General features: G+C 71.8%; 9 protein-coding genes and 1 tRNA gene. 6 read left to right on the plus strand and 4 right to left on the minus strand.

The annotated features are described in order from the left end of the window. The first annotated feature begins 29 nt into the window (after positions 1-29). From ABH937_RS14440 to ABH937_RS14460, 5 genes are all read left to right on the plus strand, one after another. A tRNA-Met gene (locus ABH937_RS14440) sits at positions 30-103 on the plus strand. A 231-nt stretch (positions 104-334) separates the two neighbouring features. Further along, positions 335-2,191, plus strand: coding sequence for a BTAD domain-containing putative transcriptional regulator (locus ABH937_RS14445; RefSeq protein ID WP_370218354.1), 1,857 nt, complete (start codon positions 335-337; stop codon positions 2,189-2,191). 306 nt (positions 2,192-2,497) lie between these two features. Further along, complete coding sequence (locus ABH937_RS14450; protein ID WP_370218356.1) at positions 2,498-4,063, plus strand: chitinase; 1,566 nt, start codon at positions 2,498-2,500, stop codon at positions 4,061-4,063. Between the two features lie 41 nt (positions 4,064-4,104). Further along, a complete protein-coding gene (locus ABH937_RS14455; protein ID WP_370218357.1) occupies positions 4,105-6,123 on the plus strand; it encodes a glycosyl hydrolase family 18 protein in 2,019 nt (672 codons plus the stop codon). 287 nt (positions 6,124-6,410) lie between these two features. Continuing rightward, complete coding sequence (locus ABH937_RS14460; RefSeq protein WP_370218358.1) at positions 6,411-8,366, plus strand: tetratricopeptide repeat protein; 1,956 nt, start codon at positions 6,411-6,413, stop codon at positions 8,364-8,366. 7 nt (positions 8,367-8,373) lie between these two features. On the opposite strand, the gene ABH937_RS14465 is transcribed toward ABH937_RS14460, so the two are convergent. Beyond that, positions 8,374-8,793, minus strand: a complete 420-nt coding sequence (locus ABH937_RS14465) for a Fur family transcriptional regulator (RefSeq protein ID WP_280687588.1) — start codon at positions 8,791-8,793, stop codon at positions 8,374-8,376. Positions 8,794-8,893: 100 nt separating this feature from the next. Between ABH937_RS14465 and ABH937_RS14470 the strand changes: the two genes are divergently transcribed. Continuing rightward, the gene (locus ABH937_RS14470; protein ID WP_370218360.1) at positions 8,894-10,375 is read left to right on the plus strand and encodes a catalase; all 1,482 of its coding nucleotides are present in this window, start codon (positions 8,894-8,896) and stop codon (positions 10,373-10,375) included. Between the two features lie 108 nt (positions 10,376-10,483). On the opposite strand, the gene hisN is transcribed toward ABH937_RS14470, so the two are convergent. From hisN to ABH937_RS14485, 3 genes are all read right to left on the minus strand, one after another. Next, the gene (gene hisN / locus ABH937_RS14475) at positions 10,484-11,281 is read right to left on the minus strand and encodes a histidinol-phosphatase (RefSeq protein ID WP_280687584.1); all 798 of its coding nucleotides are present in this window, start codon (positions 11,279-11,281) and stop codon (positions 10,484-10,486) included. Between the two features lie 71 nt (positions 11,282-11,352). Further along, positions 11,353-11,898, minus strand: coding sequence for a Uma2 family endonuclease (locus ABH937_RS14480; RefSeq protein ID WP_280687582.1), 546 nt, complete (start codon positions 11,896-11,898; stop codon positions 11,353-11,355). A 61-nt stretch (positions 11,899-11,959) separates the two neighbouring features. Next, positions 11,960-12,283, minus strand: coding sequence for a multidrug efflux SMR transporter (locus ABH937_RS14485; RefSeq protein WP_370218361.1), 324 nt, complete (start codon positions 12,281-12,283; stop codon positions 11,960-11,962). Positions 12,284-12,348 lie beyond the last annotated feature (65 nt).

Genomic DNA, 12,348 nt, shown 5'->3' on the forward strand with positions numbered 1-12,348 from the left:
GCGAGCGTGCTATGGTTGAGACACAACGACGCGGGGTGGAGCAGCTCGGTAGCTCGCTGGGCTCATAACCCAGAGGTCGCAGGTTCAAATCCTGTCCCCGCTACTGAAGTCGAAGGCCCGGAGGTTCTCCTCCGGGCCTTCGGCCTTTCTGTCGTTCCGTGGCGTCGCCGTGTCGTGTCCGTGGCGCTTCCGCCGGGGCTCGACGTCGCTGCCGCGCACCGGCGTTGTCGCTCGCGCGACAAGTATTTCTCCCGGGCGTGTTGACGCCGCCTCTGGTCTAGTCCACCGTGGGTCCACCCCGCGGGCGGCTCCCACGGGTGAGGGGAGCGGAGGAATGGTCGCGCGGGCCGGGGCGGGCGAGCTGCTCCGCTACGAGCTGCTCGGGCCGTTGCTGGTCCGCCGGGCCGGGCAGGCCCGCGATCCGGGGCCCGCCATGCAGTGCGCGGTGCTGGCGGTGCTGCTGCTCAGCGCCAACGAGCCGGTGCCCAGGGAGCAGATCGTGCAGGCCGTCTGGGGCGTCCGCGCCACCGTCAACTCGCCCGGCCTGGTGGCCACCTACGTCTCGCGGCTGCGGCGGATCCTGGAGCCGCAGCGGCCGCCGCGGGCGGCGGGTGCGGTGCTCACCTCGTACGGCGCGGGCTACCGCCTCGCGGTCGGCGCCGGCGAGTTGGACCTGCACGAGTTCGAGGCGGCCCGGTCGCGGGCCCGGGCCGAGCGCGCGGCGGGCGAGACGGCCCGGGCGGCCGACACCTTGGACCGGGCGCTCGCGCTCTGGCGGGGCGGCGGACTGGACGGGCTGCCGGGGCCGTTCGCCGCAGTGCACCGCAGCCGGCTGGCCGAGCTGCGGCTGGCCACCCTGGAGGAGCGGTTCGACCTGGCGCTGCTGCTCGGGCGCCAGCACGAGGTGGTCGCCGAACTCGGCCTGCTGGCCGCCGCGCACCCGCAGCGGGAACGGCTGCGGGGGCTGCTGATGCTGGCGCTGTACCGGGCCGGCCGGCAGAGCGAGGCGCTGGCGGTCTTCGCGGAGACCCGCCAGCACCTGATCGACAGTCAAGGACTCGAGCCCGGCGGCGACTTGGCGCAGCTGCAACGGCTGATCCTGCGAGGCGACCCGAGCCTGGAGCTGGACCGCGGCGCGACGGCGCCCGGGCCCCGGCTGCGGGTGGTCTGCCGTCCGGCCCAACTGCCCTCCGATCTACCGGACTTCACCGGGCGGGTGGCCGAGGCGCGGTTGCTCACCCGGAGTCTCGCGGCGAGCCAGGGCCGCCGGGGCGGGGCGGTGCCGGTGGCGGTGATCAGCGGGCCGCCGGGGGTGGGCAAGACCGCGCTCGCCGTGCACGTGGCGCACCGGTTGCGCGAGCGGTTCCCGGACGGCCAGCTCTACGCCGGGCTGCACGAGGCCGACGGGCGGCCCGGCGAGGTGGGCGCGCTGCTGGGCGCGCTGCTCGGCGACCTCGGGGTGGCGGCCGAGGCGCTGCCCGCCGAACCGGCCCGGCGCGGCGCACTGTTCCGTTCGGTCACCGCGGGGCGCCGGTTGCTGCTGGTGCTGGACGACGCGCGGGACGAGGCGCAGCTGGCGGCGCTGCTGCCGGGCTCACCCAGCTGCGCGGTGCTGGTCACCGCGCGGGGGCGGCTGGCCGGGCTGCCCGGGGGCCGGCCGGTGGCGCTGGACTGCCTCGGGGCCGGTGACGCGCGGCGGCTGTGGCGGCGGCTGGTCGGGGAGGCGGGGGAGGGTGAGGACGAGGACGAGGGCGCGGTGCTGGCCGCGTGCGCCGGGCTGCCGCTGGCCCTGCGGGTGGCCGGGGGCCGGCTGCTGGCCCGCCCCGGACATGGACTCGGCGCGCTGGCGGCCAGGTTGGCGGACGAGGAGCAGCGGCTGGCGGAGCTCAGCCCGGGCGGTGCGGGAGTGCTGCGGGTGCTGGGCTCGGCCCGGGCCCGACTGCGCCGAGCGCCGGGCGGACCGGCCGCCGCCGCCGCGCTGCGGGCGCTGGCGCCGCTGGGCTTCGGCGGCTTCGAGGCGGCGGCCGCCGCCGGGCTGCTCGGCCGTCCCGAACCCCGGGTCGAGCCGCTGCTGGACCTGCTCGCCGAGCACGGCCTGCTGCTTCCCACGGCGGACGGCCGCTACCGGATGCATCCGCTCACCGCGCTCTTCTGCCGGGACGTCGGACCCGGTCGCCCAGGGCGCCGCTGAGCGGGCGTCCGATGGACGGGGGATGGAATCCGGATGTCGCCCGCCCCGTCCCGCAACCCGCCGCAGCACGGCTGACCGGCCCTGATGCGGTGTCGACCGGCATCGCCTCAGTTGCGCGCGCACTTGACGAGCGCTCTGCCGATCCCGGCCACGCGGCTCCCCTTGACCGGCTATTTGGTCTAGTCCACTCTGAGTCCCGTCCGCGAGGACAGCACTCCCTGCCCGCCTGTGCCCTGCCGTCCGGGCGGGGCGTCCGGGCGCGGCCCGGTCCGGCCGCGCCGTCCTGCCGATCCGAGGAGCCGCACCGTGCAACGTGCGACCAGACAGACCCAGAGAAGACCCGGCGCGAGCGAGCGGCGGCCGGCGGCCACGCGCTCCGCGGTGGCCGGGGTGGCGGCCTTCGCCCTGGCGGCGAGCGGTGCGGTGCTGCTCGCCGCCGGTGGCAGTGCCAGCGCCGAGGTGGTGAACCTGCTGCAGAACCCGGGCTTCGAGCTCGGCAGCCTGGCGGGTTGGAGCTGTTCGGCGAACTCCGGCACCGTCGTCACCAGTCCCGTCCACAGCGGAACGTACGCGTTGCAGGCCACTCCGGCCGGCAGTGACGACGCCCAGTGCACCCAGCAGGTCTCGGTGCAGCCCAACTCCGCCTACACGCTGAGCGGTTGGGTGCAGGGCAGCTATGTCTACCTGGGCGACAGCGGCACAGGGGGGACGGACACCTCCACCTGGAGCACCAACTCCGCCTGGAACCAGCTCAGCACCAGCTTCACCACCGGCGCCTCGACCAGCAGCGTGACCGTCTACCTGCACGGCTGGTACGGGACCGGCGCGTACGGTGCGGACGACCTGGTGCTCAGTGGTCCGGCCGGTCCGAGCCCCACCTCGACCACGACCGCGACCGCCACGCCCACCCCGACGCCCACGCCCACTCCGACGCCGACCCCGACGCCCACCTCCACCCCCACGGGACCTGGCGGCGGGAACAAGCACCTGCTGACCGGCTACTGGCAGGACTTCGACAACGGCGCGACCGACCAGAAGCTCAGCGGCGTCAACCCGGCCTACGACATCATCGCGGTGGCCTTCGCCAACCAGGACCCGAGCAGTCCTGGCGGCATCACCTTCAGCCTGGACAGCACCCTGGCCGGCAAACTCGGCGGCTACACCGACGCGCAGTTCAAGGCCGACATCGCGGCCGAGCACGCGGCCGGCCGGAAGGTGGTCCTCTCGGTCGGCGGCCAGAACGGCACCATCTCGGTGAGTGACTCGACCTCCGCGACCAACTTCGCCAACAGCGCGTACGCGCTGGTCCAGCAGTACGGCTTCGACGGCGTCGACATCGACCTGGAGAACGGCGTCAACTCGACCTACATGGGTCAGGCGCTGCACTCGCTGGCGGCGAAGGTGGGCAGCGGCTTCGTGCTGACGATGGCGCCGCAGACCATCGACATGCAGTCCACCGGGACCGAGTACTTCAAGCTGGCGCTGGCCACCAAGGACATCCTCACCATCGTCAACACCCAGTACTACAACTCCGGTTCGATGAACGGCTGCGACGGCAACGTCTACTCCGAGGGCAGCGTCGACTTCCTCACCGCGCTCGCCTGCATCCAGCTCCAGGGCGGCCTCGCACCGAGCCAGGTGGGCCTCGGGGTACCGGCCTCGACCAGCGCGGCGGGCAGCGGCTACGTCTCGCCGTCCACCGTGGACAACGCGCTCGACTGCCTGGCGAGCGGGCGCAACTGCGGTTCCTTCAAGCCCACCACCAGCTGGCCGGGCATCGGCGGCGCGATGACCTGGTCCACCAACTGGGATGCCAGCAACGGCAATTCCATCGCGACCACGGTCGGCGGCCACCTCCACAGCATGCCCTGACCGAATCTCTCGTCCCCCACAAAGAGAGAAGAGACCTCCGAATGCGCAGAACCAGAAGATCGGCCGGGGCGGTGACTGCGGCGGCCGCCGTGCTGCTCGGCGGCGCGCTGTCCATGCTGGGCATGTCCCACGCCCAGGCCATCCAGAGCCTTCCGGTGACCACCACCGCCCCCACCAACACCACCGGTGCGCCCGCCACGTCGGGCGGCATCAAGGTCGCCTACTACGACCAGTGGTCGGTCTACCAGAACGCGTTCTACCTGAAGAACGTGGACACCACGGGTGAGGCGAGCAAGCTCGACTACCTGATCTACGACTTCGAGAACATCGACCCGACCAACCTCACCTGCTTCGAGGCCAACTCGGCCGCCTCGCAGGACGAGAACAACCCCGATGCGGGTGACGGCGCCGGTGACTCGTTCGCCGACTACGGCAAGACCTTCGCCAACGGCAACTCGGTGGACAACTCCACCGACACCTGGAACCAGCCGATCGCCGGCAACTTCCACCAGCTCCAGGAGCTGAAGGCGAAGTACCCCAACCTCAAGGTGGTTCTCAGCCTGGGCGGTTGGACGTACTCCAAGTACTTCTCCGACGCCGCCGCCACCGACGCCTCGCGCAAGAAGTTCGTCTCCTCCTGCATCGACATGTTCATCAAGGGCAACCTGCCCTCGCAGGGCGGCTACGGTGGTGCGGGGACCGGCAAGGGGATCTTCGACGGCTTCGACATCGACTGGGAGTACCCGGGCGGCGGCGGTCACCTGGGCAACCACTCCTCCACGGCGGACAAGCAGAACTTCACCGCGCTGCTTGCCGAGTTCCGCACCGAGCTGAACGCCCAGGGCGCGGCCGACGGCAAGTCCTACTCGCTCTCCGCGGCCCTGCCGGCCGGCCAGGACAAGATCTCGAACGTCGAGACCGACAAGATCGGCCAGTCACTGACCTTCGGTGACCCGATGACCTATGACATGCACGGCGGTTGGGAGCCCACCGGGCCGGCCAACCACCAGTCGCCGATCTACCAGAACCCGGCCGACCCCTCCAACCCGATCGCTCCCGGGACCTCCAAGTACTCGATCGACGAGGCGATCAAGGCCTACACGGTCGGCGACCCGCAGTACGGCATCCCGGGCGGGTTCCCGGCGAACAAACTCACCATGGGCGTGCCGTTCTACTACCGCGGCTGGACCGGTGTGCCGGCCGGCGGCAACCACGGGCTCTTCCAGACGGCCACCGGACCGGCGCCGGGCGCCGCGGACTCCGGCAACGTGGCCGGCACCCGGATGTACAAGGAGCTCTCCGGGGTGGTGGACAACCCCGCCGACACCTTCTGGGACCCGGTCTCGCAGGCCGCGTACTTCTACGACGGGACCAACTTCTGGACCGGTGAGGACGCCCAGTCGATCCAGGCCAAGGCCGACTACCTGCACTGCAACGGCATGGGCGGGACGATGATGTTCTCGCTCTACGACCTGGACCCGGCGGCCACGCTCTTCAACGACGTGGTCAACGACACCAACGGCTCCGCGTCCACCTGCCCGGCGCCGACCCCGACTCCGACGCCGACACCCACGCCGACTCCGACGCCGACCCCGACGCCCACGCCCACGCCGACCCCGACGTCGACCCCCACGCCTACGCCGACACCCACGCCCACCGGTCCGGGCGGCGGCATCGTGGCCAACGGCGGCTTCGAGTCCGGCTCGCTCGCCCCGTGGACCTGCTCCGGCAACCTGGGCTCGGTGGTGAGGAGCCCCGCGCACTCCGGCTCGTACGCCCTCGCGGGCGCCGCGAGCAGCGGCGACGACGCCCAGTGCGCGCAGACGATCACGGTCAAGCCCAACACCGGCTACACGCTCTCCGGTTGGGTGCAGGGCAACTACACCTACCTCGGGGTGACCGGCTCCGGCGCGGACTCCTCGACCTGGACCAGCGGTTCCGGCTGGTCCCAGCTCTCGACCAAGTTCACCACCGGCGCCTCGGTCACCTCGGTGACCGTCTGGGTGCACGGCTGGTACGGCCAGGGCACCTACTACGCGGATGACATCAGCGTGAGCTGAGACTTCGTGAGGTGAGTGACTGTGAACTGACGGAGGCGGTGTCACCCGTAAGCGGTGGCACCGCCTCCGGTACTATGGGCGAACAAAACTCGGTACATTCCCCGGCGCCGTTGGGTTTGTGGGGTGCAACTGTCGGGAAATCGACAAAGCGCTGAAGCAATCTCGCCCGCTTCGGTTCGGCCCGGCAAAATCGCCCGCGCCGGTGTACGCGAGTCTTCGGGTGATGCGACGATGGACCACATGGGGGACGGGGCACGGCAGTTGACGAGCCGTGGGTGGGAGTCGGCATGAGGCGCAGCGAGCACCGGCAGCAGGACCTCGACGCCGTGACCAAGCCCGCCGTGCCCACCGAGCCCGCCGTGGCCACCGAGTCCGTGGTGGATCCGGCGTCCCTGACCGCGCCTGTCCCCGCGCAGCGTGGCAGCCGGCCCACCGAGGCCGGGCGGGCCTACGGCCCGCAGAGCCTGGTGCACGTCCCGGTCCCGCAGGTGGCCGGGCGCTACCCCGCGCCCACCGACCCGGCCCCGACCTCGGTGGACGAGCCCGGGAGCGACTTCGACACCGCCTCCTTCGAGACCGAGCTGGCCGCCCGCGAGTCCGCCGCGCTGGAGGCCAGGCACCGGTCCGCCGCCGATGCGGGCGACACCAGCGCGGCCAGCCAGCTGGGCGCGCTGCTGCTGCGCCAAGGCGATCTGGACGAGGCTGAACCGTATCTGCGCAAGGCCGCGGCGGCCGGCCTGCGGGCCGCCGCCAACAACCTCGGCGTTCTGCTGCACCAGCGCGGCCACCGGGCCGAGGCCGGCGGCTGGTGGCGGCAGGCCGCCGTGGCGGGCAGCGCGCCGGCCGCGCACGCGCTCGGCCTGCACCTGCGCGACCACGGCGACGAGGAGTCCGCCGAGTACTGGCTGCACTTCGCCGCCGAGCAGGGGCACGCGCTGGGCGCCTACGCGCTGGGCGATCTGATGGAGCACCGGCGCGACGTGCGCGCCGAGCGCTGGTTCAAGGCCGCCGCCGACGCGGGCCACCGCGAGGCTGCTTACCGGCTGGCCCGGATGCGCGAGGCGGCGGGGGACAAGGAGAGCGCCGAGACCTGGTACCGCACGGCGGCCGTCCGCAGCCACGCCCGGGCCTCGCTGCGTCTGGGCGTGCTGGTCGAGGAGCGCGGCGCGCGCGACGAGGCGGCCCGCTGGTACCGGCAGGCGGCGCAGAACGGCGAGCCCCGGGCGGCCTGCGCGCTGGGCTTCCTGCTGCGCGACTCCGGCGACCTGCCGTCGGCCGCCGAGTGGTGGCAGGAGGCCGCCGAGGCGGGCGACGGCAACGCCGCCAACGCGCTCGGCGCGCTGCACGCGGGCCGCGGCGAGGACGGTGCCGCCGAGCGCTGGTACCGCGCCGCGCTGGAGGCCGGTGACCACAACGGCGCCTTCAACCTCGGCCTGCTCTGCGCGAGCGCGGGCCGCCAGGCGCAGGCCGAGCAGTGGTACCGCCGAGCTGCCTACGCCGGGCACCGGGAGGCCTGCAACGCGCTGGCCGTGATGCTGCTGCAGCGTGGCGACGAGTCCGGGGCCGAGCCCTGGTTCTCCAAGGCCGCCGAGGCCGGCAGTGTGGACGGCGCCTTCAACCTCGGCATCCTGCACGCGAACCGGGGCGAGCAGCAGCAGGCCCAGGAGTGGTACGCCAGGGCCGCCGCCGAGGGCCACGGCGAGGCGGCGCTGCAGCTCGCGGTGGTCAAGGAGCAGCGCGGCGATCTGACGGCCGCGATGGAGCGCTACCGTCAGGCGGCCACCGGCGGCTCCGCCGAGGGCGCCTTCCGGCTGGCCTCGCTGCTGGACCGGCGCGGGGACGCCTCCGAGGAGGCCGAGCACTGGTACGCGGTGGCGGCCGACGCCGGCCACGGCCGGGCCCAGGTGCGGATGGGCGTGCGGGCCGCCGAGCGCGGCGCGTTGGAGATCGCCGAGAGCTGGTACCGCAGGGCCGCCGAGACCGGCAGCCGCAGCGCCGCCTTCAACCTCGGCCTGCTGTTGGCCCGTCAGGAGCGCGAGGCGGAGGCGATGCTCTGGTACACCAGGGCCGCCGACGCCGGGCACGGCCGGGCCGCGCTGCGCCTGGCGCTGCTGGCGCTGCGCCGCGGTGAGCCGGTGCAGGCCGAGAACTGGTGCCGGCGGGCGACCGACTACGGTCCGCCGGAGGTGGCCGAGCGCGCGGCCCGGCTGCTGGACGCGCTGCGCCCGGAGCTCAGCGCCTGACGGTGGGTCAGGTGGCGGCGCGGCAGTCCGGGCAGAGTCCGCGGTAGGTGATCTCGGCGCCCGAGACGGCGAAACCGAACCGCTCCGCGTCCGGCAGTGCGGCCAGCGGGTCGGCGCTCGGGTGGACGTCCCGGATGGTGCCGCAGACGGAGCAGATCAGGTGCTGGTGGGCATGGTGCGCGTTGGGGTCGTACCGCTTGGCCCGGCCGTCCGTGCTGACCTCCAGCACCTCGCCGAGCTGCACCAGCTCGCCGAGCGTGTTGTAGACCGTCGCGCGGCTGATCTCGGGCAGCCGGTCGACCGCGCGGGCGTGCACCTCGTCCGCGGTCAGGTGGACGTGCTCGCCGTCGAGGACCTCGGCCACCACGCGCCGCTGTGCGGTGAGGCGCCAGCCCTGCTCGCGCAGACGGGTCAGGAGATCGCTCATGACTGGAACGATAGCAAGTTCTGAACTCGGATCCAGTGTTGACTTAGACAAAGTCCAAGTTAGGATCGAGTCACACGACCGGATGACGCGGAGGTGCTCCATGACTGCTGCCCACGAAGAGCTGCGGCCGACCCTGACCACAGAGGCCGGCGCGCCCGTTGCCGACAACCAGAACACCGAGACCGCCGGCATAGGCGGCCCCTCGCTGATCCAGGACCAGCAGCTGTTCGAGAAGCTCGCGCACTTCAACCGCGAGCGGATCCCGGAGCGCGTGGTGCACGCCCGCGGTGCGGCGGCCTACGGCACCTTCACGGTGACCGCGGACCTCACGCCCTACACCCGGGCGAAGTTCCTCTCCGAGGTGGGCAAGCAGACCGAGACCTTCCTGCGGTTCTCGACCGTGGCGGGCAACCTCGGCTCGGCCGACGCGGTGCGCGACCCGCGCGGCTTCGCGCTGAAGTTCTACACCGAGGAGGGCAACTACGACCTCGTCGGCAACAACACGCCGGTCTTCTTCATCCAGGACGCCAGCAAGTTCCCCGACTTCATCCACACCCAGAAGCGCGACCCGTACACCGGCTCGCAGGAGGCGGACAACGTCTGGGACTTCTGGGGCCTGTCGCCCGAGTCGACCCACCAGGTGACCTGGCTCTTCGGCGACCGCGGCATCCCGGCCAGCTACCGGCACCTGAACGGCTACGGCTCGCACACCTACCAGTGGCAGAACGAGGCCGGCGAGTACTTCTGGGTGAAGTACCACTTCAAGACCGACCAGGGGATCAAGAACCTGACGGCCGAGGAGGCGGGCAAGCTCGCGGGTGAGGACCCGGACAGCCACCAGCGCGACCTGCGCGAGGCGATCGAGCGCGGCGAGTTCCCGAGCTGGACCGTGCAGGTGCAGATCATGCCGGCCGCCGACGCCGCGGACTACCGCTTCAACCCGTTCGACCTGACCAAGGTCTGGCCGCACGCGGACTACCCGCCGATCGAGATCGGCAAGCTGGAGCTCAACCGCAACCCCGACAACATCTTCGCCGAGGTCGAGCAGTCGATCTTCTCCCCCGCGCACTTCGTGCCGGGCATCGGGCCCTCCCCGGACAAGATGCTGCAGGGCCGCCTGTTCGCCTACGCGGACGCCCACCGCTACCGGGTCGGCATCAACGCCGACCACCTGCCGGTGAACCGCCCGCACGCCACCGAGGCGCGCACCAACAGCCGCGACGGCCACCTCTACGACGGCCGGCACGGCCGCCAGAAGAACTACGAGCCGAACAGCTTCGGCGGTCCGGTCGAGACCGGTCGTCCGCTCTGGGCGGCCACCGAGGTCAGCGGCCCGACCGGCACCCACGCGGCGCCCGCGCACCGCGAGGACAGCGACTTCGTCCAGGCCGGCAACCTCTACCGGCTCTTCTCCGAGGACGAGAAGCAGCGGCTGATCGCGAACCTGGCCGGCTTCATCGCCAAGGTCTCCGCCGACCGCGAGGACATCGTCGAGCGCGCGATCGACAACTTCCGCCAGGCCGACGCCGACTACGGTCAGCGCCTGGAGGCCGCGGTGCGCGAGCTGCGCAAGCAGCGGTAGCGCCCACCCCATGACGGCGGGCCCCGACGATCAGTTGACTGGTCGTCGGGGCCCGCACCCATGTCCGCTGCGCTGACGGTGTGCTGACGGTGCGCTACTGACGTCGTGTCAGACGCTCAGCCGCCGCAGCGCCTCGTCGTGCAGCAGCCCGTTGGAGGCCACCGCGTCCGCGCCGCCCGGGCCGTCGATGCCGTCCAGGCCGGTGAACCGGCCGCCCGCCTCCTGCACCACGATGCACGGGGCGGCCATGTCCCACAGGCTCAGCTCCGGCTCGGCAGCGATGTCCACCGCGCCCTCGGCGAGCATCATGTACGACCAGAAGTCCCCGTAGGCGCGGGTCCGCCAGCAGGCCCGGGTCAGGTCCAGGAACGGGTCGAGCCGGCCGCGCTCCTCCCAGCCGCTCAGCGAGGAGTAGGAGAGCGAGGCGTCCTCGAGCCGGGAGACGCCAGACACCTTGATCCGTCCGGCCTTGGCCAGGCTGCGCCCGGCGTAGGCGCCCAGCCCCTTCGCCGCCCACCAGCGCCGGTGCAGCGCGGGCGCCGAGACGATCCCCACCACCGGCTGCTGCTCGCCGTCCGGGCCCTCCTCCAGCAGCGCGATCAGGGTGGCCCAGACCGGCACGCCACGGATGTAGTTCTTGGTCCCGTCGATCGGGTCGATCACCCAGCGCCGCGGCCCGGACCCGGCCAGCCCGAACTCCTCACCCAGCACCGCGTCCCGCGGCCTGGCCCGCTGCAGCACCCCGCGCACGTGCTCCTCGGCGGCCTTGTCGGCGTCGCTGACCGGCGTCAGGTCGGGCTTGGTCTCGATCTTCAGGTCCAGCGCCCGGAAGCGCTCCAGAGTGATCGAGTCGGCCGAGTCGGCGAGCACATGGGCGAGGCGGAGATCATCGTGGTAGTCGGCCATGGGTCGAACAGTAGCGAGCCGCCCGGTGAATCGACAGTTCGGCTCGCGTGGCGGACGGTCAGGACGGCCGGCTACTCGTAGACGGGGAAGCCGCTGGTGTCGAGGGTGAAGCCGAAAGGCTCGGGCAGATGGATCCCGCGGCCGAAGTCGAGGGTGACCGCGTCGGTGTAAGCGCCGAGTTCCACGAAGCAGTGCAGGGTGCAGAGTCGCTTGAACGGGTCGACGATCAGGTAGTACGGGATACCGAAGCGGGCGTAGAGGTCGACCTTGTCGACCAGGTCGGTGCCCCTGGTGCTCTTCGACAGCACTTCGGCCACCAGGGAGATGTGCTGGGCGGGGTAACTGCCCTTCAGATCGACCGGGGTCTCGGAGGGAAGGGCGAAGAAGTCGGGTTGAGGTTCGTCGGAGTACTCGGGGTGCCTGATGGTCTGTTCGGCGGCGACCTCCCAGCCCGAGCGCAGGGAGAACTGCCGGAGCAGATCGAGCTGGATCTTCCAGTGCAGGGGCGTACCGGATGGCGACACGACGATGTTCCCGTTGATGAGTTCCACCCGGTAGCCCTCGGGGACCTCGATCGAATCGAGGATGCGGTGGCCACGTTCGTCGATGACGCTCATCGAGACCTCCTGAGAGCCGTTGCTGGCTCCCATGCTGGCACATCGCACCGACACCCCGGAGTCAATGCCCGGACCCGCTCAGTTGCAGGCCCACCACGCCCGCGATGACCAACGAGATCGACACCAGCTTGAGGGCGGAGGAGGTCTCGTCCATCCAGACGATGCCGTAGACCGCGGTGCCGGCCGCGCCGATGCCGGTCCAGACCGCGTAGGCGCTGCCGACCGGCAGGTGCCTCAACGAGAGGGTGAGGAGGCCGAAACTGCTCAGGGCGAAGAGCGCGAAGGCGATGGTCGGGCCGAGCCGGGTGAAGCCGTGGCTGAGCTTCAGGTTGATCGCGAAGCCGGTCTCCAGCAGCCCGGCGAGGATCACCATGAGCCATGCCATCAGGCCCCTCCTCGGCGATCGGCGGACCTTCTTCGGCGGACCTTTCAATGATCGCCAATCACCGG

It is taken from the genome of Kitasatospora sp. GAS1066B (genome assembly GCF_041262605.1).
In the GTDB taxonomy this organism is placed as follows: Bacteria; Actinomycetota; Actinomycetes; order Streptomycetales; family Streptomycetaceae; genus Kitasatospora.

Coding starts and splice junctions, on each gene's coding strand:
- ABH937_RS14445 (WP_370218354.1), top strand. CDS start 335: ATGGTCGCGCGGGCCGGGGCGGGCGAGCTGCTCCGCTACGAGCTGCTC.
- ABH937_RS14455 (WP_370218357.1), top strand. CDS start 4,105: ATGCGCAGAACCAGAAGATCGGCCGGGGCGGTGACTGCGGCGGCCGCC.
- ABH937_RS14460 (WP_370218358.1), top strand. CDS start 6,411: ATGAGGCGCAGCGAGCACCGGCAGCAGGACCTCGACGCCGTGACCAAG.
- ABH937_RS14465 (WP_280687588.1), bottom strand. CDS start 8,793: ATGAGCGATCTCCTGACCCGTCTGCGCGAGCAGGGCTGGCGCCTCACC.
- ABH937_RS14470 (WP_370218360.1), top strand. CDS start 8,894: ATGACTGCTGCCCACGAAGAGCTGCGGCCGACCCTGACCACAGAGGCC.
- hisN (WP_280687584.1), bottom strand. CDS start 11,281: ATGGCCGACTACCACGATGATCTCCGCCTCGCCCATGTGCTCGCCGAC.
- ABH937_RS14480 (WP_280687582.1), bottom strand. CDS start 11,898: ATGAGCGTCATCGACGAACGTGGCCACCGCATCCTCGATTCGATCGAG.
- ABH937_RS14485 (WP_370218361.1), bottom strand. CDS start 12,283: ATGGCATGGCTCATGGTGATCCTCGCCGGGCTGCTGGAGACCGGCTTC.